Genomic DNA, 21,935 nt, shown 5'->3' with positions numbered 1-21,935 from the left:
ACCGACAATTGTTCCTCATCCCACCGACTCGGTGTCGGCACGGCCACCGCCCGCGCGTTGGATGGTCGACACATCGCCGACCGGGCGCACCTTTTCGCCGACCGGGCGCATCTTTTCGTCGACCGGGCGCATCTTTTCGTCGACCGTGCGCAGTTTCCTGTCGATCGTGCAGAGCCGACCCCAGTGCCGTTCACCGACGTGCACGGTCGGCGAGAAGGTGCGCACAGTCGGCGCGGGAAACGCCCCGAGCGGCGACATCGAGTCGCCCGCGAGGCCGATCGGGCCGGCTCGCGCGGTGCCGTGCGGGACCGCGATGCGAGACAAAGTGCGGGTCGGTGCCGCCGCGATCGCGCGATGTTGCACACTGGACACGTGACTCTTGCATTCGACGGTGACCGGCTGCTCGCCGCTGTCGACGCGGCGCGCGCAGCGCTGGTCGAGGATGGTCAGCAACCCGGGGCGCACCTGGAGAGCACCCCCGAGGGGGACTGGGCGGTCGCCCACTATTTCGAGGCCGACCTCGCCGGCTACCGAGGCTGGCAGTGGTGCGTCGTGCTGGCCGGGGCGCCGGACACCGACGAGATCACCGTCAGCGAGCTCGTGTTGCTGCCGGGTCAGGAATCGTTGCTGGCCCCGAACTGGGTGCCATGGAACCAGCGGGTCGCCCCGGGCGACCTGTCCGCGGGCGACGTCCTGGCGGCGGACCCCGACGATTCGCGGCTCGTGCCCAACCAGATCGACACCGCCGACGAGTTCGGGTTCTCGTCCGACGACGACGATCCTGACGACATCGGGCAGATCGCCGGTGAACTCGGCCTGGGTCGACGGCGATTGCTGAGTCGCGACGGTCGTGACGATGCTGCACAGCGCTGGCACGACGGCGAGTTCGGTCCCCGCAGCGAGATGGCTGTCGCCGCGGCGTACTCGTGTGCCAGCTGTGGCTTCTACCTACCGCTCGCCGGTGCGTTGCGGCCGGCCTTCGGCGTGTGCGCCAACGAGTACTCGGCCGACGGTCATGTGGTCGCCGCCGACTACGGGTGCGGTGCGCACTCCGATGTCGCCCCGCCGTCCGGTGGTGGATCGCCCGCCTACGACGCCTACGACGATGGTGCGCTCGAGATCGTCAGCGCCGGCGTGGGTGCCGCCGCGGACGCGACGTCCTGACCGACGTGCCCACGGGCATCGATCCCTGCGAACCTGACGATCCCTTCGCTCTCGACGAGCTCCGTGCGGCCACGCTCGACGCGTGGCGCGCCTCGCCGACGAGATTCGCCGAGGATGCCGCGGCCGAGCAGGACCTGGTCACCGTCGGCTACCGGGACCGGCTCTTCATCGAACTCGCGGCCAACGCGGCCGACGCCGCATCCGCATCCGATTCCCCGGGCCGGCTCGCCGTCTGGCTCGACGGACGTGCCCTGCACGTGGCCAACACCGGTGCCCCGCTGACTGTCGACGGCGTGCGATCACTGCTGTCGTTGAGGGTTTCGGCAAAGCGGGGTGATCTCGGGCGGCCGAGTGTCGGCCGGTTCGGGGTCGGCTTCACCGCGACCGGTACGGTCGCGGATCGCATCGAGATCCGGTCCAGGTCCGGGTCGTTCGTCGTAGATCGCGACCGGACCGCTCAGGCTGCCCGCGACGCCGGGGTGGCCGTGTCGGGAACCGACCGCATGCCGTTGCTCCGACTGGCATGGGCGCTCGACGTGCCGCCGGTGCCCGATCATGACACCGAGGTGGTGCTGCACCTGCGCGACGATGTCTCGGCCGACGCGCTGTTGGCGGCGGCCCGAGCGCAGGCCCCCGACCTGCTCCTGGAACTGGTCGGCCTGGAGGAGATCTCGGTGGCCGGCTCGACGACGACGATCGACCGGGGGACGCCCGTCGCGGACGCACGGACCCGTCGGTTGACGATCACCGAGACAGCGGCGACGGACCGCGTGGTGCGGACCTGGATCGAGGCCGATGGCAGCGGCACCCGATGGCTGATCGAGGCGGGGGAGTCGGGACCGAGACTCGCCGACCGGGATGTACTCAGGGCGCCGACCCCCACCGACATCGAGCTGTCGTTGCCGGCGCGATGCATCACCGACCTCCCGCTCACCCCCGACCGCAGACATCTGCATCCGGACGCCGACATAGCCACGGCGGCAACGGGTCACGCGGACCTGATGACCGGGGTGCCGGCGTCGTGGCGGCCGCTGCTGATCCCTTCGCCCGCACGAGCCCGCAACCGCGACGACGCGGCCCTGATCGAGGCCGTGCTCGGTGAACTACGCGACAGTGCGTGGCTGCCGGCGGCCGAGGGCGCCGATCTGGTCCCATCCCGGGCAGTCGTGCTGCCGGACCTGAGTGAGGACCTCGCCGCCGTGCTCGCCCCGGTCCTGGGGGATCTGGCCCATCCCGACGTCTCCGAACGCCGCCATCTGGGCCGCCTGCGCACGGTCGGCGTCGGCGAGATCGGTCTCGCCGACATCGCGGAGAGATTGGTCGGCGTCGAACGGGAATCGGAGTGGTGGCGTGACCTGTATGCGGCACTGTCGCCGTTTGTGACCACCGGAGTCGACGCGGACGAGCTGGGCGCGCTGCCGATCCCGCGAGCCGACGGACGGATGAACATCGGCGCGCGCGGGGTGTTCGTGGCCGACGGCATCGACATCCCGATGCGCTGGATCCCGACCGTCGCGACGGCTGCGCGACATCCTCTCGTGGAACGGCTCGGCGCCCAACCGATCTCGGTGGACCAGGTGCTCGCCGATCCGGCGTTGGCGCAGCTGGTCGACAAGGCCGACGACGACGAACTCGTCGAGGTGACCGACGAGGTCTTCGCGCTGCTCGCCGCGGACCCCGCTGCGGCAGTGCCGGATCGGCTGTCGCGTCTGCCCGTACCCGACCAGGACGGGGAGCTGCGCGCGGCCGACGAGCTCCTGCTGCCGGACAGTCCGCTGGCATCCGTCCTCGTCGCCGACGCACCGTTCGGTCTCGTATCCGACGATCTGGTCCGGCGGGTCGGGCCCGAGGTGCTGCGGCGGCTCGGCGTGGGCTGGGGCTTTCACGTCCTCGTAGACGATCTCCCGGTGGCGCCCGATCACGACCTGCCGGACGAGGAACAGTGGTGGGACACCCACGATGATCCCCCGCAAAGTCTCTCGGCCGTACGCGATCTCGATCTCGTCGACGAGAACCGCTGGCGGGACGCACTGACGCTCCTCGCCACCGACGACGCCGTGGCACCGCTGCTCGCCGACCGCGCCGGGTACACGGCCTGGTGGCTGCGGCACCACGCACTGATCGACGAACATCCGCTGGGGTGGTACCGGGCGCCGTCGGACACCACGGTCGAGGGTGTGCGTGCTGCGCTGGATCATCCGCAGGCCGACGTGTTCGCCGCGGCGCTCGGCACCGTCGATGTGGAGTCGGCTGCCGACGCCGATGCCATGCTCACCGGTCTCGGCGATCCCGGGCGTCAGGTCGCCGCGGGCGTGGCGGGAACGGTCTACGCATCGGTCGTGCGGGCGTGCCGGTCCGGCCTGTTCCTGGCAACAGAACTGGCTGTGCCGCAGCGAGTTCGGGCAGTGTCGGGGGCGACCGTGGAACGGGCCGCGGTGCTCGATCGCCCGTGGCTGATCCAGTCGATGGATCCCGACACGACGGTCGTGCTGGGTGGCCGTGTCGATGCCGACGACGCGGGGGTCCTCGCCGACATCCTCGACCTGCCGACCGTGAGTGAGGAAGCGCGGGCTGTGGTGCGCGACGAAGGGATCGCCACCACCTGGACGTCCACGGAGGCCGTGCTGTTCGCCGCGGAGTGGGGTCGCGACCTGGGTCACGGCGAGGTACGAATCCACGACGAACTCTGGATACGATTACAGCGCAACGGTTCCGAGTCGGATGTCGAGGTGACCTGGTGGGTGGATGATCGCGGGGTCACCCACCTCGCGCGTCGATTCCCCCGGTGAGGATCGAGGCCAGCTGCCGGTAGGCCTCCGCGTCGTCGAGGCCGGTGGTGACCGCCACGTCGCGCCGCTGGATCCGGCTCATCACGGATGCCGCCAGATCGGCGGCGAAGGCGGCGTTCACGTCGCGGAATGCTCCGGTGGCCACCCCCGCGGCGATCAGCTCGGTGACCCGGCCGGTGGCGGCAGCGGTGTTGCGTTCGTACAGTTCGCGGGTCGGTTCGTAGGCGTGCAGGTCGGTCATGAACGCATCCGAGGCGGGCGCGAGCGCATCCCCGACCGCGATGAGGTAGGTGATCACCTTCGCGCGTGCATCCAGCTCAAGGGCCACCCGTGCCTCGACCTGATCTGTGGCCACCCGGAAGAAATGCGTCACCGTCTTGACGACCAGTTGCTCCTTGCTGCCGGCGAGCGTGTACAGCGTGGACTTCGAGCATCGCAGTGCCGAGGCCAACTCGGCCACGCCGAGATGGGCGAATCCCTCGGAGAGCAGGAGTCGGACCAGGGCGTCGAACACGTCGCCGCGACGTCGGGTGGCGAAGCCGGTGTTGTCACTCACGCCCACATAGTACTGTGGCTGGTACTTGAGTACTGTTCAGTTTCCCTCGGAGGTTCGACATGCCGGTTGATCGACTGCTGCCAACGGATGAGGCGCGCGACCTCATCGCCCTGACCAGGGAGTTTGCCGACAAGCGGTTCGTTCCGATCGTCGATGAGTACGAGAAGGCGGAGAAGTACCCCGACGGCCTGTTCGCCGAAATGGGCGAGGCGGGACTACTCGGTCTGCCGTATCCGGTCGAGTGGGAGGGCGGCGGTCAGCCCTACGAGGTGTACCTCCAGGTGCTCGAGGAACTCGGCGCGCGGTGGGCCGCGGTGGCCGTCGCGGTCAGCGTGCACGGACTGGCGTGTCATCCACTGTTCAACTTCGGTACCGAGGAACAGAAGCAGCGGTGGCTACCGGACCTGTTGAACGGCCGACAGATCGGTGCCTACAGCCTGTCCGAGCCCCAGGCCGGATCCGATGCCGCGGCGGTGGCCTGCAAGGCGACCGCTGTCGACGGCGGGTACCGCGTGAACGGTGCCAAGGCGTGGATCACCCACGGGGGTATCGCCGATGCCTACAACCTCTTCGCCCGCACAGGTGAGGGATCAAAGGGCATCAGCTGTCTGCTCGTACCCCGCGACACCGACGGCCTCAGCTTCGGCAGGCCCGAGGAGAAGATGGGTCTGCATGCGGTGCCCACCACGTCGGCCACCTACGACGATGCCCTCGTCGCCGACGATCGTCTGCTCGGCGGCGAAGGGGACGGGCTGACGATCGCCTTCTCCGCTCTCGACTCCGGGCGACTCGGTATCGCCGCGGTGGCCACCGGGCTCGCCCAGGCTGCCCTCGATGCCGCCGTCGACTATGCCCAGGAGCGAACAACCTTCGGTCGCAAGATCATCGACCATCAGGGCTTGAGTTTCCTGCTCGCCGACATGGCCGTCGCGGTGGATTCGGCGCGAGCGACCTACCTCGACGCCGCGCGCCGGCGCGACGCCGGACGTCCGTACTCCCGGGCCGCGGCGACGGCGAAGCTGGTCGCCACCGACGCCGCCATGAAGGTCACCACCGATGCGGTCCAGGTGCTCGGTGGGTACGGCTACACCCGCGACTTCCGCGTCGAGCGCTACATGCGCGAGGCCAAGATCACGCAGATCTTCGAGGGCACCAACCAGATCCAGCGACTCGTGATCGGCCGGGCACTGGCCTCGCGATGATCGCCACGTCCCGGACCCCGGCATCTCAGATGGCGGCGTCGGGGTAGTAGCGGAAGGCGCGTCGTTCACCGCGCCGCAACGACCTCGAGCCGAGCCGGGCGATGACCCACATCGGACCCGGAATGCGTCGCCCCGTTCCCTGAGGTGCGAGCTCGCGAGCCTCGAAGGGCGGATTCGTGGGTGCCGGTGGCGGTGGTGTCTGGATGGTTGTCATCAGCGGTCTCCTTGTCGGTGGGCTGTCCCGACAAGCATCCGGCGGACCGCTTGGGCCCCACTTGGAGTGCACTCGTGTGCGAGGACCCGATCACACGGGCGTCATGTGTGTTTCCCGCCGGGTGGGCTTCGGGTCCTCCGCCGAATCGGCATCGGGCTCGAGCCCGACCTGTGGCAGCAGCCGGTCGAGCCAGGCGGGGAGCCACCAGTTGAATCGCCCCAGCAGTGACATGGTCGCCGGCACCAGGACCATCCGAACCAGGGTGGCGTCGAGGAAGACGGCCACCGCCATCCCCAGACCCAGCATCTTCATCACGAAGTCGGTCTCCGTCGCGAAGCTGAGGAACACCGCGACCATGATCGCCGCTGCCGTGGTGATCACCCGGCCGGTCTTGGCCAGCCCGCTGATCACGCTCGCCCGCGCATCACCGGTGGCGAGCCAGTCCTCTCGGATGCGGGAGAGCAGGAAGACCTCGTAGTCCATCGAGAGGCCGAACAAGATCGCGAAGACCAGGATGGGCACCCAGCTCGACACCGCGACCGGGTTGTCCACACCGAGCAACGACAGACCCCAACCCCACTGGAACACGGCGGTGATCACGCCGTAGGCGGCAGCCACCGACAGCAGGTTCATCGCCGCGGCCTTCACCGGGACCACCACCGACCGGAACAACACGGTCAGCAGGATCACCGAGGCGATCACGACGAAACCGATCACCAACCACAGCCTGCGCTGCAGCATGTGCGAGATGTCGTCGTAGTAGGGGGTCTCACCGGTCAGGATCGCGCCGTCGGGCAGACGTTCACGGATTCCCGAGAGCACATCGCCGGTCGCTGCTGCTGCCGGATCGGCGCTGATGGTGATCGGGACGATCTCGATTGCGCCGTCGGGGGATTCGGTGACCGGGGCCACCGCGGTCACACCCGGGACGCGGGCGATGTCACGCAGCGCCGCCATCAATCGGTCGCGATCGGTGGCCGACGGCGCGACGATCACGACGTCGGCATTGGTCCCCGGACCGAACTCGGCGGCCAGCAGGTCATGTGCGCGCCGCGTGGTCAGTTCGGTCGACTGGGCGCCGGAATCCGATGGCCAGGTCCGCATCGCGGCGGCCGGCGCGGCCAGCGTGACCAGCACGATCAGCGCCGGCACGATCGCGACGACGGGCCGTTGCCCTACCCGTCCGGCCCAGCGGGCGGTCAGAGGCATGCGGCGCGCTCCGTCATCGGCTCCCGTCGGGAGGGGGCGCCTGGCCTTGCGCGACACGATCCGGTGACCCGCCGGCCGGCACAGGACGGGCACCACCACGAGGGTCGCGGCAAGCATCGCCACCACCGCGATCGCCGTGGCGAACCCGAACGACGAATACGTGGGCAGTCCGGCGAGCCGGAGACCCATCAACGACACGAGCACAGTGGTCGCGGCGAACGTCGCCGACCGGCCCGCGGTGGCGACCGACCGCGCCGCGGACTCGACGGGGTCGTGGCCCCGTCGGAGGAACTCGACGTGCCTGCTCACCACCAGCAGGGCGTAGTCGATCCCGACGCCCAATCCCACCATGCTCGCGACCATGGGTGCGGTCGGGCTCACGTCCATCAACCCGGCGAGCAGCATGATCCCGGCCGACCCCGCGACCAGCCCGGCGATCGCGGTGACGATCGACAGACCGGCCGCGACCACCGATCCGAAGGCGAACACCATGATGAGCAGCGCGAGGGTGATCCCGATGATCTCCGCATGTCCCTTGATCGGGGCGGCCGCGGTCTCGGGTACCGACCCGTTCATCTCGACCTGCATGCCGTCGTCGGTCGTCGGGGCGACGGCCTTCTCGAGGCCGTCGGCGTTGCCCATGATCGACTGGTCGGTGACGGGGACGTCGTACCCGACGGTCACCACAGCGGTGTCGCGATCGGCGCTGTAGCGGGCGTCGCTGACGGTGGCCACGTGGTCCGTGTCGCCCAGCCGGCCGCGCAGGCCGTCGATCACGGACGCCGGGATGGTCCCGTCGTCGGAGTGGACGACGATGCGCGCGAACGCGTTTCCGGCGCCGGGGACGTGTTGGCGGAGCAGGTCGATCCCGGCCTGGGACGGGGTGCCTGCGACGTCCCAGTCCTCCTGGGTGTCACCGCCGAAGGTGGCCGATGCGGCCAGGAGGATACCGAGCGCGGCGACAAAGCCGATCAGCGCTCGGATGGGATGGGCCGCACTGGCGTGCCCGATCCGGTACAGCAGGGTGGTCTTCATCGGAGTCCTTTCGATGTGGGTCTGATCGTTAGGGTGGAATCCGTGACTTGTGGATCGCTTGGATGTGACTTGGGCCCGCGTCGAGCGGCGGACGCGACAGGTCGCAACCGGTGTTCTTGAGCCCCAACGGCGTGGATCGCGCGATCACCGACGCGGTGGTCGATGCACGCACCGACGTCGTCACCGACATCGCGCTCGTCGTGACGGCGACGGGAAACACCCTGGTCCTCACAACGGTCGTGGTGGTTGTGGTCCTCGGCCTCGTCGCAATCCGCGCGTATCCCGAGGCGGTCCTGGTGGGAGCCGGTTCCGCTGTCGGCTATCTGGCGATGGTGGGTCTCAAGCACCTGTTCGGCCGGCCGCGCCCACCGACGGTCGATCGCCTGCTCGACATCGACACCTACTCGTTCCCGTCGGGTCACGCGATGATGAGCACGATCGTGTTCGGGCTGTTGGCGGCCGCCGCCTTCCGACTGAGTGCCTGGGTGCGCGCGCACCGGTTCGTGCTCGCCATCGCGCCGATCTGGGCGATCGCCATCGGATGCAGCCGGGTGTACCTCGGCGTGCACTGGACCACCGATGTCCTGGCCGGATGGTTGATCGGCGCTGCCTGGGTGGCCGGATGTGTCTGGCTCTGTGCGCACTGGGCCCCGATGCCGAGCCGATTCCACGCGTCAGGACGTCTCGACGGCTGAGGCACAAACGTCCGCGCTCGCCGATGCCGACCGACTACCGTCGCGAGTATGGATTTCGCCCTCTCCGCACGGTCGGCCGACCTGACCGATCGTGTGCGCACGTTCATGGCCGACGAGATCATCCCCGTCGAGGCGCAGGTGCATCGCGACATCGCGCGGCGGCGCGAGTCCGGCGAGGACCGGTGGACGCCGCCTCCGATCCTCACCGAACTCAAGAGCAAGGCCCGCGCCGCCGGCCTGTGGAATCTGTTCCTGCCCAAGGAACATGCCGGCCGATATGCCGCAGATTTCGGCACGGACGGCGGCGAAGGTCTCAGCAACACCGATTACGCGCCCATCGCCGAGGCGATGGGTTCCTCGATGCTCGCCCCGCTGGTGTTCAACTGCAACGCCCCCGATACCGGCAACATGGAGGTGCTGTTGCGTTACGGCTCCGAGCCGCAGCGCGAGCGGTGGCTGGAGCCCCTGCTGAAGGGTGAGATCCGCAGCGCCTTCTGCATGACCGAACCCGACGTCGCGTCGTCGGATGCGACCAACATGGCCGCCACCGCGATCCCCGACGGCGACGACGTGATCATCAACGGCACCAAGTGGTTCTCCACCGGCGTCGGCAATCCCGACTGCAAGATTCTGATCTTCATGGGCGTCACCAACGCGACTGCCGACCGGCATGCTCGGCACACGATGGTGCTCGTGCCGATCGACACCCCGGGCGTCACCGTCGACCGCATGCTCACCACCATGGGCTACTTCGACGAACCGCTCGGACACGGCGAGGTGTCGTTCGACGACGTGCGGGTGCCGGCGTCGAATGTCCTGTTGGGGCCGGGCCGGGCCTTCGAGATCGCGCAGGGCCGACTCGGTCCCGGCCGCGTCCATCACTGCATGCGGGCCATCGGCCTCGCCGAACGTGCGCTCGAACTCGGCGTCCGGCGCTCGTTGGAGCGCACCGCCTTCGGGCGGCCGCTGGCCAAGCTGGGTGGCAGCAGCGAACGGATCGCCGACGCCCGGATCGCCATCAACCGATCACGGCTGCTGGTCCTGCACGCGGCCTGGCTGCTGGATCAGGGGCTATCGCGCGAAGCGGTCTCGGCGGTGAGCGAGATCAAGGTGGAGGTGCCCAACATGGCGCTCGACGTGATCGATCTGGCGATCCAGCTGCACGGCGGCGCGGGCCTCACCGACGACTTCCCGCTTGCGGCATCCTGGGTCGGCGCACGCTCGCTGCGGCTGGCGGACGGACCGGACGAGGTGCACCGCGGTGTCGTCGCGCGGATCGAGCTGGGGAAGTATCGCGGATGAGTGGCGATGGATCGTGTCGGAGTCGGAGGGAGACAACATGAGCAGTCAGGTGGCCGGGGCCAAGGCGGTACGGGACGAGGACGCGTTCGACGTCGAGCGGGTGGCGGAGTGGTTGCGTGCGAACGCCGACGACGCAACAGGTCTCGACGGCACCCCGGAGGTGCGTCAGTTCTCCGGTGGTGCTTCGAATCTCACGTTCCAGCTGACCTATCCGGATCGGGAGGTCATCCTGCGCCGGGCGCCCAAGGGCACCAAAGCGCGCGGTGCGCACGACATGGGCCGTGAGTTCCGGATCCAGTCGAAGCTCGCAGGCGTTCTGCCCTACGTGGCACCGATGGTTGCCTTCTGCGACGACGAGTCGGTGCTGGGCGCCGACTTCTATGTGATGGGCAAGATCGACGGCGTCATCCCCGGCAAGGAGTGGCCCTCAGACGTCGCTCTGTCGGGGGAACAGGCCCGCCAACTCTGCTTCACCTTCATCGACGTCCTCGTCGAACTCCATTCGGTCGACGTCGAGGTGGCCGGTCTCGCCGATCTCGGCAAGGGCCTCGGCTACGTCCGGCGCCAGGTCGACGGATGGTCGACCCGGTTCCGCAACGCCCGGACTGACGATGCGCCCGACTATGAATCGGTGATGGCGTGGCTTGACGAGAACCAGCCCGACGACGTCGCGAACTGTGTCATCCACAACGACTACAAGCTCGACAACGTCGTCCTGGCGACCGGGGATGTCACCCGCGTGGTCGGCATCCTCGACTGGGAGATGGCCACATTGGGTGATCCGCTGATGGATGTCGCCGGTTCGCTCGCGTACTGGGTGCAAGCCGACGATGACGAACAGCGGCAGATGATGCGCCGGGTGCCGACCAATCTGCCCGGCATGATCACCCGAGCCGAGTTCGTCGCATATTATTGCGAACAAATGGGTTTCGCGATGACGCCGGATCGGTGGCGATGGTATGAGGTGTTCGGGTTCTTCCGATCCGCGGTGATCGCCCAGCAGATCTACTACCGCTACTACCACGGACAGACCACCAACGAGGCGTTCGCGATGCTCGGCGCAGCCGTTCACGTCATCGACGAGGAGATCGCGCGGCTGATGGCGCGTTGATCACTGGCCGGTGGCCGGGACCCGTGTCAGGAATGTGCCGATCTCGCGGGCGACCGCCGCCGGCTGGTCCAGCATCGACAACACGTAGGCCTCGTGGATCTCGGCGTACAGGGCGTTGGGGATCAGATCCGCGAGCCTTCGCCCGTGTTCGGGCGGCATCACCCGATTCTCTGGCGACCACAACACCAGGGCGTCGCCGCCGAATCCCGCGAGCGCCTCGGTGTCGCGGATCAGGGCCGCATCATCGAAGGCGGTTGCGGTGTACTTCTGCAGGTCGCGCCGCACGCCCGGATTGCGCAGACACGGTTCGGTCCACCGGCGGACGACCTCATCGGGGATCGGGTGCCGCACCATCGCGCCGAACAGCAATGGCGTGCGGCGCAGCCATCCGATCCGGAGCTGACGAGCCGCGAGGGTTATGCCGCCCGGGAGCTTTGTTGCCAGGGTCGCCATCCGGCCGGGCAGGCCCGGCGGAAAGTTCTCGAAGGCCTCGCAGGGCAACACGACCATCGCGCTCACCCGGTCGTCGCGACCGATCGCGGTGAGGAAGAGCCCGCCGCCCCAGTCGGCATGGATGAGCGTCACATCATGGAGGTCGAGTGCGTCGAGGAAATCGGCGACCAGGTTGACCATCCCGGGCATGGCGAGGTCGGCATCCGGATTCATCGAGACCCGGTGCCCGCCGAGCGGTAGGACCGGACGGATGTACCTGAATCCCTTCGGCAGCAGCGGCAGCGTGGTGTCCCAGAGGGTCTCGTCCATGATCAGGCCGTGTAACAGCACTACGGGCGGACCGTCGCCGTCGTCGGTGTATTCGATCGTGCCTGCGGGCAACCGGACCTGCATCATGATGAACTCCTTCGCGTGGCGTCCGTCTGGAGTAGTTTCTCTAGAGAAATCACTCTAGAGCAAATGATCTAGGATGTGAACCGTGCAGACAGATCAGCGCATCACCGTGGCGATGGCGGAGCTCCTGCGTCGGCAGGGCTACGCAGGGACCGGGATCAAGCAGGTCATCGAGGCGGCCGGGGTGCCGAACGGCTCTCTGTACCACCACTTCCCGGGCGGCAAGAGCGAGATCGCCGGTGTGGCGCTGCGGACCATGGGCGCTGCCTACGCCGAATTGGTCGGCGGGCTGCTCGCCGACGGCGACGATCTGCCTGCCGCCATCGAGCGTGCTTTCGACGCAGCCGCGGACGACATCGAGAACACCGGATGGATCAACATGTGCCCGGTGGGGACGATCGCCGGAGAGGTCGCCGACGCCGAGCCCGCCCTGCGTGAGGTGGCGGCAGAGATCTTCGCCTCGTGGATCGACGGCGGCACGGAGCTCATCGTGCACCGCGGATATGCCACCGACGACGCCCGCGGCTTGGTGACGGCGCTCGTGGCCGCGCTCGAAGGGGCCTTTGTGATGGCTCGGACACTCCGGTCGACCGAACCGCTGCGTGGCGCCGGTCGCGCCATGGCTGCATATGCCTCGTCACTGCCGGTCGGTGCGCGATCGTGAGTGAACAGGCGGGTCGCGCCTTGACCTTCACGTTGGTCGAAACCCCAGCATTGTCGTCATGATCAACGACGACCTCCTCACCATCAGTGTCTTCGCGCGGGCCTGCGGCCTGACCGCGAGTGCGTTGCGCTTCTACGCGGACTCCGGACTGCTCGAGCCCGCATTCGTCGACGAGGCGACCGGATACCGCTACTACACACAGGATCAGCTCGATGGGGCGGTGATGGTCCGGCGCCTGCGCGAGATGGGGATGCCGTTGTCGCGCTTACGCGATGTGATCGACAGCGGCGACCCGCGGTCGGCAGCCGAACTGATCGACGATCACCTGGCGGAACTCATCGCCAGGGTGCGCAGTGCGACGGAAATCGCCGAGGTGGCGAAAGAATCACTGTCGTCACCGCTGCGAGCTGCGACAGTGCATGTGGACCTGAGCGGGATCCGCCTTGCCGCGGCGCTCGAACAGGTGCTGACGGCGACGGTCGTCGACGCGGAGTTGCCGGTGCTGAACGGGGTGCACGTGGTGGTGGGGGCCGGCACGATCACTCTGGTGGCGACCGATCGACTCCGGTTGACGACGCGGACGCTCGCGACGAACGGCGGAACCGGCGAGAACTGGTCGGCCACCATCGACGCCGATGATCTGCGGTCGGCGTTGTCGTGGATCCGCCGGCAGCATCAGGTGTCTCTCGCCGGTGGTGACGGAACTGTCGAGATCGCCTCGGAAGCCGGAGTCCGACGGTGCCGGATATTGGACGTCGTCTTCCCCGATCACGAGGAGATGCTGCGGTCGTTGCCGTCGAGTGCGACTCGTGCGGTGGTCTCCAGAGGCCGGTTGCTCGATGTCGTCGAGCAGTTCCGCTCGAGGTACCTGCGCCTCGAGATCGGCTCGTCCGGCAACGATTTCGTGGTCTCGGGAGGAGTGGACGAGCCGGCCGTGGCGGTCACTGCGTCGGTCAGCGGTCCGGCCATCGGTATCGACTTCGACGCGGTGACCCTACATCCCGCGGTCGGGGCCGCGATCGGTCCCGAGGTGATGCTCGAGCTCTCCGGGCCGGAGCACCCGATGATCGTGCGGTCTGCCGACAGCGGCGACCTGACCACCGTCGCCATGCCGGTTCGGGTGGGCTGATCCGCGGTGGGACGCCATCAGATCCCCACCAGGTCGATCCGCGACGGCCAACGCGGGCAACGTGAATCGTCCACGATGGTCGCGAAGCGTGCCAAGGCTCACACCGGCGGATCGGCATCATCGGGAGGTGTGACTCAGAACGGTGGTGAGCTGGTGATGAGGAATCGTGCAGGCCGGTCGGCGCGGTTGTGCCAGCGGTGGCGGACGGTCGCGGCGTAGTAGAGAACGTCGCCGGGGGCGAGCCGATAGGTGGTTGCGCCGACTTCCATCTCCAGCGCGCCGGCGATGACGTAGACGAATTCCTCACCGGCGTGCTCCGTCGCCGATGACGCTGAAGTGCCTGGGCCGGCGGTGATCTCGTTGGCCGCCATCGCCGCGCTGCGACGTGCACACCGGCGCATGGTGGCCCCCGGGGACGCCTCGAGCAGCGGTCCGTCGGAGGCGCGCACCAATGACACCTCGTCATCGGAAGGGCTCAGCAGCTCGTGAGCGGTGGTTCCGAGCGACCGGGCGATGGTGTGCAGATTGAGGATGCTGGGAACGGTGTGTCCGTTCTCGGCCTGGGACAGAAAGGACTGGGACAAACCGGTACGCTGCGCGAGCGCCTGGAGCGTCAGTCCTGCGTTCTTGCGGGCGGATCGGATGGCTGCGCCGAGCGTCACGGCGAGTGCGGATGCGTCCTCGCTCTGATCCCCGACATCGGGCGCCACCTCGTGCACGCGTCTCACGGTAATCGAGTTCAGCGGTGTCTGCGCAGCGTGCGGCCTCGTGGCGGACGTTTACACGGCGGTCACAATATGGGTAGCACTGAAGAAATATTCGATCTGTTCAATATCGACTGCCCGCTCCTCTACGCCCAACGGAGAACACATGTCGGAACACACGGTCGATGTCAGACCCCCTTGGGGACGCTTGGTCGCGTTCGCCATGCAGCACGTCCTCATCATGTATACGGGATGTATCACGGTGCCCTTGGTCTTCGGCGCCGCGGTCGGGCTCGACAGCTCCGACATCGCGTTCCTGATCAGCGCCGACCTGCTCATCGCCGGCATCGTGACAGCGCTGCAGGGCTTCGGACTGGGGCGCATCGTCGGCGTCAGACTCCCGATCGTGTGTGGCGCGACCTTCAGCGGTCTGACCCCGATGATCCTGATCGCCCAGAAGTACGGGCTGCAGGCCGTCTATGGGTCGATGCTCATCGGCGGCATCGTCGGGCTGGCGCTCGCGATCCCGTTCTCGCGGGTGATCCGGTTCTTCCCAGCCCTGGTCACCGGCAGCGTGCTCACGGTCATCGGGCTTTCCCTGATCGGCGTGGCCGGTGGGCTCATCGTCGGGTCCGATTCGGCGGCACCGGATTACGCCTCTCTACGGAACCTTCTGGTGGCCGCGGTCGTCGTGGTGGTCGCGCTGGTGCTGTTATGCCTCGGGAGAGGTCTGTGGTCGCAGTTGGCCGTGCTCATCGCACTCCTCGCGGGAAGTGCTCTCGCCGCGAGTCTGGGTATGTTCGATCTCGGTGCGCTCGGTTCCGCTTCCTGGGTGGGATTCCCCGCACCCTTCCACTTCGGCGTCCCGCACTTCCCGATCGCCGCAGTGGTGTCGATGAGCATCGTCATGACCGTGGTGTTCGCCGAATCCACGGCCAGCATGCTGGCGATCTCAGAGATCACCGGCAAGAAGCTCAGCACCGGGGACCTCGCTCGGGGGCTCGTCGGAGACGGAGTGTCCGGTGTCCTCGGCGGCATCTTCGGCGGCTTCATGGACACCGTCTTCGGGCAGAACGTCGGCGCGGTGGCCACCAGTCGTATGCACAGCCGGTTCGTCACCGGCAGCAGCGGGTTGATCCTCATCGTGTTGGCCCTGATCCCCAAGATGGGTGCCGCGGTCGCTGCGCTGCCCGGTCCGGTGGTAGGCGGAGTCGGGCTCGTGTTGTTCGGTACGGTCACGATGATCGGCATCCGGACGCTCGCCCAGATCGACCTCAACGATCAGGTCAACGTGGCGATCGCCGCCACGTCGATCGGGATCGGGTTGCTGCCGGAATATGTGCCGGACATGCTCGAGCGACTTCCGGATGCGATGCAGATCATCTTCGGTAGCGGCATCACCCTCACGGCGATCGTGGCCTTCACGCTCAATCTCGTGTTCCGCCACTCGCCCTTGCGGAGACGCGTCGCCACAGAGCCGGTGACGAATGCGACCACCGACATCGTGGTCGTCTCCGCAGACCAGCCCGCCACAGTGAAAGGCAGTGCATAGATGAACCAGCGCGAACCCGGCGACGCGTTCGTCGTCCCGACCGTCGACATCTCGGCCTACGTCGGTGAGGGCTCGACGACGGCCCGCCGCGACGTGGCGCGTGCGATCGACGATGCCTGCGCCACGGTCGGTTTCATCCAGATCGTCGGCCACGGCATCCCCGACTCCGTCATCGAGGGCCTCGCGTCGGCGGTCGACGATTTCTTCGGTCTCGGCCTCGAGGACAAGAAGGGTTATCGCGTGCCCGGTGCCAACCGCGGCTACACGGCACCGAAGACGGAGTCCCTGAGTCTCAGTGCCGGCGTCGAATCGGCCTCGCGGATGAACGACTTCTTCGAAGCGTTCAACGTCGGTGCGGAGGCGAGGTCGTTCACCGGACTCGATCTCGACGAAGCCGATTACGGCATCAACCTGTGGCCCGACATCGATGGATACCGTGTGCGGGTCGAGGCGTATTTCCAGGCGGCACAACGAGTTTCCGGAGCTCTCACCAGGATCTTCGCGGACGCGCTCGGCGAAGAGTCCGACTTCTTCGAGCGGCTCACCGATCACTCGATCGATGTGTTGCGGATGAACAACTACGCTCTGCCGCCGGGCACCGACGTCACACTCGACGGCGACCTCACCGGAATGGGAGAGCACACCGATTTCGGCATCGTCACCGTGCTGTGGGCGGATCAGGTCCGAGGGCTGCAGGTACTCGCACGCGATGGATCGTGGCACGACGTGGAACCTGCCGACGGCGCGTTGCTGGTCAATCTGGGCGACCTGACCGCACGCCTGACCAATGACCGCTGGATGTCCACACTGCACCGTGTGAAGCCGCCGGTGGTCGACGGCACCATCGAGCGCCGACGGTCCGTGGCGTTCTTCCACGACGGCAACGCCGACGCGGTCATCTCCACCTTGGCGAGCCACCTCGAGTACGACAACGGACTGGCCTACGAGCCGATCACGGTGACCGATCACATCGCGGCGAAGTTGGCCGGATCGCGTGGCGGGAAACTCAATTCCGCCGCGGTCCGGGAGGCCACCCGAGTGCTGCACGCTGCCGAGAAATGGTGACGCGCAACCCGACCGCGGTTCTCATCCACGGCGCCTGGGCCGGCCCCTGGGTCTGGGACCTGGTGGCGCCGTACCTGGCCGAGGCCGGGATCGACACCCGGTGTCCGGACCTTCCCGGGTCGGGCGACTGGGAGCCGGACGAGACCGTCGCGCTACCGGACCTGGTTGCCCACGTCCTCGGGGACCTCGGCGACATCGAGGGGCAGATGGTCGTGATCGGTCACAGCGGCGGCGGCGTGGTGGCGACCGGCGTCGCCGAACACCTCTGCAGGGTAGGCGATAGCCGTCTGGCCGGATTCGGTGTCGTCGCGGGAATGATGCTGCCTGCCGGAATGGATTTCGGCCAATTGTGTGATGTCGCGGGACTGACTGCACCGGTGGGTATCTCGGCTTTCACGGAGCCGACCGCAGATGGGCGCGGAACCGTCGTCGATCCGGCGGCCGCAGCTGCGGTCTTCTTCCACGGCGCCCCGCCCGCATTGTCGGTGCCTGCGGCGCATCGTCTTGTGCCGCAGTTGGAGAGTGCACGGTTGATCGCGCCGGACTGGACGCCCGATGGTGCCGGAGTGCTGCCGAGGCTCTATGTGGAGGCCACGCGGGACCGCTCGGTGCCCCTGGCCGCGCAGCGAGCGATGCAACGATTGAGCCCGGGAGCGCGGGTCGTGACACTGGAATCCGATCACGCTCCGCAACTGTCACAGGCGGCGGAGTTGAGCGAGATCCTGGCGGCGTTCGTTCTCGACGTCCGGGACCGGGCCGAACCGCCGCGACCTCGGGTGCCCTCGGGCGCCGATCGTCGGTGAGCCGCGTGGGCTCGCGAGGTGGCTCAATCAAGGCCCTGCTGGGCGGTGCGGTCGCCGCGGCGCACGGCGGCACGCTGTATCAGGAAGATCGTCGTCCCCAGGGATCCGACCGCCAGGCCGACGAGGCACACTGCCAGCGTGCGATCGCCACCCCAACCCGTCAGTCCCACCACGATCGCCGCGACGAGCCAGGCGAGCATGCCGGCGATGATGACCGGCTCCGGGGCGCGCAAGACAGAAGGTAGTTCGGGGATGTCGGATGCGTCGGCCATGCCATCAGAGTAACTTTCGTTTGTGCCCACCGATCCGTCGAGCGAGCCCAGCACGTCGTCGACCGAGTCCACGGAGACATCGGCGGCGCCCTCCACCCCTTCGATGGAATCCACCGGTTCACCGGGGGAGCCCAACGGTTCGCCGGGGGAGTCCTCCGCACCATCGGGTGAAACGGTGAGGTCGCAGCCCATGGGACCGCTGGACCGATTCTTCAAGATCGGTCAGCGCGGGTCGACCGTCAGTCGGGAGATCCGCGGCGGCCTCGTCAGCTTCTTCACGATGGCCTACATCGTGGTGCTGAATCCGATCATCATCGGCGGCATACCCGGTGAGCCGAAGAATGCCGACGTACTCGGCAACGTCCTCCCGCTGGCACAGGTCGCGGCGGTCACCGCCCTCGTCGCAGGCGTCATGTCGATCATCTTCGGTCTGGTCGCCAACTACCCGTTCGCCATCGCCACCGGTCTCGGCATCAACAGTCTGCTGGCCGTCACGATCGCGCCACAGGTGACGTGGCCGGAGGCGATGGGACTCGTGGTGATCGACGGCATCATCATCGTCCTGCTGGCGGTGACCGGGTTCCGGACCGCGGTGTTCAACGCGGTCCCGGCCGAGTTGAAGGCGGCGATCGCGGCAGGCATCGGTGCCTTCATCGCTTTCCTCGGCTGTGTCGATGCCGGGTTCGTGCGCCGGGTACCCGACGCCGCGGGGACGACCGTCCCCGTGCAACTCGGTACCGACAACTCGATCAGCACGATCCCGACGCTGATCTTCTCGCTCGGTGTCCTGTTGATGGGCGTGCTGGTGGTGCGCAAGGTGCCTGGTGGACTCCTGATCGGCATCGTCATCACGACCGTCGTCTCGATCATTCTCGAGTCGACTCTCGACCTCGGGTCGAGTGCTGACGACCCCAAAGGGTGGAGTCTGTCGATTCCTCAGATTCCCGACGGATTCGGCGGCATACCCAATCTGAGTCTGGTCGGCGACGTCGATCTGTTCGGCGCTTTCACTCGGATCGGGGTACTGGCGGCGTCGGTTCTCGTCTTCACCCTGGTGCTGTCGAACTTCTTCGACGCAATGGGCACGATGACGGGTCTCGGCAAGGAGGCCGGACTGAGCGATGACAAGGGCAACCTGCCCGGGATCGGCCGCGCGCTGGTCGTGGAAGGGACCGGCGCGGTTGCCGGCGGCGTCGCGTCGTCGTCGTCGAACACCGTCTTCGTCGAGTCGGCATCGGGCATCGCCGAAGGTGCGCGGACCGGTCTCGCGAACGTCGTGACTGGCGTGTTGTTCCTGCTCGCGATGTTTTTGACACCGCTTTACGAGGTGGTTCCGCTGGAGGCGGTGGCACCCGCACTGGTGGTTGTGGGCGCCATGATGATCGGTCAGGTGAAGCTGATCGACTTCACCAAGTTCTCCCACGCGCTGCCCGCATTCCTGACCATCGTGATCATGCCGTTCACGTATTCGATCGCCAACGGCATCGGTGTGGGGTTCATCAGTTGGGTGGTGATGGCGGCGGCAGCAGGCAAGGGCCGGTCGGTCCATCCGTTGCTCTGGATCATTGCCGCGGTGTTTGTAGCATATTTCGCCCGCGGACCGATCTACGACTTGGTGGGCTGACCACAGCGGGTCGGAATGGTCGACCTGTGTCCTCCAAAAGGACCAATCCCGCAGTCGCAAATCACGCTATCGCATTGCGTGATCGCAGAAGTGAATTACGCTTAGCGGCGTGGACTCAGTGGTCTCAGATTTGGCTCGCTCGGACAGGACATTCGCGGACATGACTATCTCGCACCTCGCAATCACGGATATGACCTTGCCCGACAGAACGCTGTCCGGTGAGTTGTCGCTGGCGATCGTCCGACTCGCCAGACGGCTGCGTGGGCGCCGGGTCAGCAAGGTCGTGTCGCTGACGCAGTTGTCCGCGCTGTCGACGCTCCACCACGAAGGCCCCATGTCGCCGGGCGCGCTGGCCCTCGCCGAACGCGTGCAGCCGCCATCGATGACCCGGGTGATCGCGTCGTTGTCGGACCTCGGGATGGTGCGGCGTGAACCGCATCCGACCGACGGCCGGCAGGCGATCGTCACGCTTGCCGAACGCGGCAATGAGGTGATCACTGCCGAACTCGACGCCCGCGAGGAGTGGTTGAGCGCGCGGCTGGCAGAGCTGACGCCACACGAGCGAGGTCAGCTGGCCGCCATCGTCCCGATCATCAGCAAGCTCATCAATGGCGACGACGACGTCCGCTGAGTGAACGGTCGTCCCGCGACGTGAACGACGACTAGAAGAACGTCCCGGCGAACGGTGCCCGATCGGTGCCGAAGGCACGGTCGAGGGCAGCGAGGGTGTCCGCGCTGTCGGTCCACAGACGCTCGGATGCCGCGAATCTGCGGGCGGGTGTCCCACCGAGGAAGATCGACCCGAGTACCGAGATGTCCAGGCGTACCGTCGGCGTCGCCGAACTGGGCGCGACGATCGCGCCGCCGTCGCGGACGGAAACGTCGAAAATGCCTCCGCGGCCTCGGAATTCGTCCGTCACCTCGATCACGGCGTCGAGATCTGCCGCATAGCGGCGGGAGCCGAGCGCACGTGGGACATCGAGGATGCGGAGCCACATCGTGTCGCGGACCCCGGTCACCGCGACTGCTCGATGATTCGTCAGGGAGACGGGCAGCGGATCGTCGACGGGAATCGACGCGGTGACCGTCGGCATGAGATCGAGTCCCACGAGCACCCGCCACAGGTCGATGCGTGCCTCGTCCGTGGCAGCGACCACCTCGGTGATGTCCCCACGGGTCGGTTGGGTGGACTGGTTGATCCGGTACGCCGCGTAACCGTCGGGGTGGAGCAGATAGTGCATGCCGCTGCTATGGGCCGGGCGCTGCGATTCGCGATCGGCCAGGATCGGGTCCCACCACGACTGTGGGCGGGCCAGGGCGCCCGGACGGGTTGTCGTCCAGCGCGCGTGGAGTTCGGGGATGTGGCGGGCCACCTCGTCGCCCGTGGCGTAGTTGACCGGTGAGTGAGCACGGTCGGCCCGGTGTCGCATCTTGGCGGCACCGAGGTCGACGGTGACGTCCTGCGCGAAACAGGTCGGGCCGAATCCGAAGCGCTCGTAGATGGTCGCCTCGCTCGCGGTGAGGATCGCGAACACGTGATCGTCGGCTTCCCACTGATCGAACAGCTCCGTGATCATCGTCCGCAGGATGCCGCGCCGGCGGTGGGTCGCGGCCACCGACACCCAGGAGAGTCCGGCCGCGGGGTGCGCCGCGCCGCCCGGCAACGTCATGACCATGCGATAGAACATCGAGACGCCGACGAGAGGCTCGCCGGCGAGGCCGTCGGGATTGCGCACCAGCACGACGTCGGCGTCGTCGACCTTGCCCCGCATGTCCGCCTGCTCGGCCGCCGACAGCGGGTTGGTCATCAGGAAGGCGCGCGCGTCGGTCGCGAAGATCTCGTCCCAGTCCGCATCGGTGGCACGGGCCACGGTGAGCGCGGATGAAGCGGCCTGCAGATTACTCACCTGTCAACCGTTTCACAGGCGGTCGGGACCGATGCGAGCAGCCCCGCCATCCCGCCGACAGCAACCTCGATCCCGGCGACAGCAACCCCGAT

21 protein-coding genes are annotated in these 21,935 nt (G+C 67.5%); 13 read left to right on the top strand and 8 right to left on the bottom strand.

The window, feature by feature from the left end; all coding sequences use genetic code 11:
- Positions 1-15 precede the first annotated feature (15 nt).
- The gene (locus tag ACPXCG_RS03150) at positions 16-372 is read right to left on the bottom strand and encodes a hypothetical protein (protein ID WP_425788990.1); all 357 of its coding nucleotides are present in this window, start codon (positions 370-372) and stop codon (positions 16-18) included.
- On the opposite strand from ACPXCG_RS03150, the gene ACPXCG_RS03145 reads away from it, so the two are divergent.
- Together ACPXCG_RS03145 and ACPXCG_RS03140 are read left to right on the top strand one after the other, a co-directional pair.
- Positions 355-1,164: a DUF3027 domain-containing protein gene (locus ACPXCG_RS03145; RefSeq protein WP_425788988.1), complete on the top strand. Its 810-nt coding sequence runs from the start codon at positions 355-357 to the stop codon at positions 1,162-1,164. The two genes, ACPXCG_RS03150 and ACPXCG_RS03145, sit on opposite strands and share 18 nt — an antisense overlap.
- 5 nt (positions 1,165-1,169) lie before the next feature.
- Positions 1,170-3,953: a sacsin N-terminal ATP-binding-like domain-containing protein gene (locus tag ACPXCG_RS03140; protein ID WP_425788986.1), complete on the top strand. Its 2,784-nt coding sequence runs from the start codon at positions 1,170-1,172 to the stop codon at positions 3,951-3,953.
- Here ACPXCG_RS03140 and ACPXCG_RS03135 read toward each other — a convergent pair.
- Positions 3,922-4,509, bottom strand: coding sequence for a TetR/AcrR family transcriptional regulator (locus ACPXCG_RS03135; RefSeq protein ID WP_425788984.1), 588 nt, complete (start codon positions 4,507-4,509; stop codon positions 3,922-3,924). The genes ACPXCG_RS03140 and ACPXCG_RS03135 overlap by 32 nt on opposite strands.
- Positions 4,510-4,568: 59 nt before the next feature.
- Between ACPXCG_RS03135 and ACPXCG_RS03130 the strand changes: the two genes are divergently transcribed.
- A complete protein-coding gene (locus ACPXCG_RS03130; protein ID WP_425788982.1) occupies positions 4,569-5,711 on the top strand; it encodes an acyl-CoA dehydrogenase family protein in 1,143 nt (380 codons plus the stop codon).
- A gap of 25 nt (positions 5,712-5,736) precedes the next feature.
- Here the strand turns inward: ACPXCG_RS03130 and ACPXCG_RS03125 are convergent, their stop codons facing one another.
- The gene (locus ACPXCG_RS03125; protein ID WP_425788980.1) at positions 5,737-5,925 is read right to left on the bottom strand and encodes a hypothetical protein; all 189 of its coding nucleotides are present in this window, start codon (positions 5,923-5,925) and stop codon (positions 5,737-5,739) included.
- Between the two features lie 90 nt (positions 5,926-6,015).
- Positions 6,016-8,169 carry an MMPL family transporter gene (locus ACPXCG_RS03120; RefSeq protein WP_425788979.1) on the bottom strand — a complete coding sequence of 718 codons (2,154 nt, stop codon included), beginning with the start codon at positions 8,167-8,169 and terminating at the stop codon, positions 6,016-6,018.
- 110 nt (positions 8,170-8,279) lie between these two features.
- On the opposite strand from ACPXCG_RS03120, the gene ACPXCG_RS03115 reads away from it, so the two are divergent.
- From ACPXCG_RS03115 to ACPXCG_RS03105, 3 genes are read left to right on the top strand one after another with little or no spacing between them, the layout of a single operon-like run.
- A complete protein-coding gene (locus tag ACPXCG_RS03115; protein WP_425788977.1) occupies positions 8,280-8,864 on the top strand; it encodes a phosphatase PAP2 family protein in 585 nt (194 codons plus the stop codon).
- Positions 8,865-8,912: 48 nt separating this feature from the next.
- Complete coding sequence (locus ACPXCG_RS03110; RefSeq protein ID WP_425788975.1) at positions 8,913-10,166, top strand: acyl-CoA dehydrogenase family protein; 1,254 nt, start codon at positions 8,913-8,915, stop codon at positions 10,164-10,166.
- Between the two features lie 37 nt (positions 10,167-10,203).
- On the top strand, positions 10,204-11,277 hold the full coding sequence (locus tag ACPXCG_RS03105) for a phosphotransferase family protein (RefSeq protein WP_425788973.1): 1,074 nt from the start codon (positions 10,204-10,206) through the stop codon (positions 11,275-11,277).
- Here the strand turns inward: ACPXCG_RS03105 and ACPXCG_RS03100 are convergent, their stop codons facing one another.
- The gene (locus tag ACPXCG_RS03100) at positions 11,278-12,126 is read right to left on the bottom strand and encodes an alpha/beta fold hydrolase (RefSeq protein ID WP_425788971.1); all 849 of its coding nucleotides are present in this window, start codon (positions 12,124-12,126) and stop codon (positions 11,278-11,280) included.
- Between the two features lie 82 nt (positions 12,127-12,208).
- Here ACPXCG_RS03100 and ACPXCG_RS03095 point away from each other — a divergent pair, with 82 nt between their 5' ends.
- Positions 12,209-12,787: a TetR/AcrR family transcriptional regulator gene (locus tag ACPXCG_RS03095; protein ID WP_425788969.1), complete on the top strand. Its 579-nt coding sequence runs from the start codon at positions 12,209-12,211 to the stop codon at positions 12,785-12,787.
- Positions 12,788-12,845: 58 nt separating this feature from the next.
- Positions 12,846-13,916, top strand: coding sequence for a MerR family transcriptional regulator (locus ACPXCG_RS03090; protein ID WP_425788967.1), 1,071 nt, complete (start codon positions 12,846-12,848; stop codon positions 13,914-13,916).
- Between the two features lie 134 nt (positions 13,917-14,050).
- Here the strand turns inward: ACPXCG_RS03090 and ACPXCG_RS03085 are convergent, their stop codons facing one another.
- Positions 14,051-14,635 (bottom strand): helix-turn-helix domain-containing protein, encoded by a 585-nt coding sequence (locus ACPXCG_RS03085; RefSeq protein WP_425788965.1) that lies wholly within the window; start codon positions 14,633-14,635, stop codon positions 14,051-14,053.
- 151 nt (positions 14,636-14,786) lie between these two features.
- On the opposite strand from ACPXCG_RS03085, the gene ACPXCG_RS03080 reads away from it, so the two are divergent.
- From ACPXCG_RS03080 to ACPXCG_RS03070, 3 genes are read left to right on the top strand one after another with little or no spacing between them, the layout of a single operon-like run.
- The gene (locus ACPXCG_RS03080; protein ID WP_425788963.1) at positions 14,787-16,172 is read left to right on the top strand and encodes a solute carrier family 23 protein; all 1,386 of its coding nucleotides are present in this window, start codon (positions 14,787-14,789) and stop codon (positions 16,170-16,172) included.
- On the top strand, positions 16,173-17,237 hold the full coding sequence (locus ACPXCG_RS03075) for an isopenicillin N synthase family dioxygenase (RefSeq protein WP_425788961.1): 1,065 nt from the start codon (positions 16,173-16,175) through the stop codon (positions 17,235-17,237). It abuts the gene before it with no gap.
- Complete coding sequence (locus tag ACPXCG_RS03070) at positions 17,231-18,040, top strand: alpha/beta fold hydrolase (RefSeq protein ID WP_425788960.1); 810 nt, start codon at positions 17,231-17,233, stop codon at positions 18,038-18,040. Before ACPXCG_RS03075 ends, ACPXCG_RS03070 begins: the two co-directional genes overlap by 7 nt.
- 23 nt (positions 18,041-18,063) lie before the next feature.
- Here the strand turns inward: ACPXCG_RS03070 and ACPXCG_RS03065 are convergent, their stop codons facing one another.
- Positions 18,064-18,312: a DUF2530 domain-containing protein gene (locus tag ACPXCG_RS03065; RefSeq protein ID WP_425790469.1), complete on the bottom strand. Its 249-nt coding sequence runs from the start codon at positions 18,310-18,312 to the stop codon at positions 18,064-18,066.
- A gap of 190 nt (positions 18,313-18,502) precedes the next feature.
- Between ACPXCG_RS03065 and ACPXCG_RS03060 the strand changes: the two genes are divergently transcribed.
- The gene (locus ACPXCG_RS03060; protein ID WP_425788958.1) at positions 18,503-19,936 is read left to right on the top strand and encodes an NCS2 family permease; all 1,434 of its coding nucleotides are present in this window, start codon (positions 18,503-18,505) and stop codon (positions 19,934-19,936) included.
- Positions 19,937-20,096: 160 nt separating this feature from the next.
- Positions 20,097-20,567, top strand: a complete 471-nt coding sequence (locus tag ACPXCG_RS03055; RefSeq protein ID WP_425788956.1) for a MarR family transcriptional regulator — start codon at positions 20,097-20,099, stop codon at positions 20,565-20,567.
- A gap of 31 nt (positions 20,568-20,598) precedes the next feature.
- On the opposite strand, the gene ACPXCG_RS03050 is transcribed toward ACPXCG_RS03055, so the two are convergent.
- On the bottom strand, positions 20,599-21,843 hold the full coding sequence (locus ACPXCG_RS03050; RefSeq protein ID WP_425788954.1) for a GNAT family N-acetyltransferase: 1,245 nt from the start codon (positions 21,841-21,843) through the stop codon (positions 20,599-20,601).
- Positions 21,844-21,935 lie beyond the last annotated feature (92 nt).

Origin of the sequence: Gordonia sp. DT218, assembly GCF_049847105.1 — a bacterium.
GTDB lineage: Bacteria > Actinomycetota > Actinomycetes > Mycobacteriales > Mycobacteriaceae > Gordonia.
This window is presented reverse-complemented; position numbering and strand designations above follow the sequence as displayed.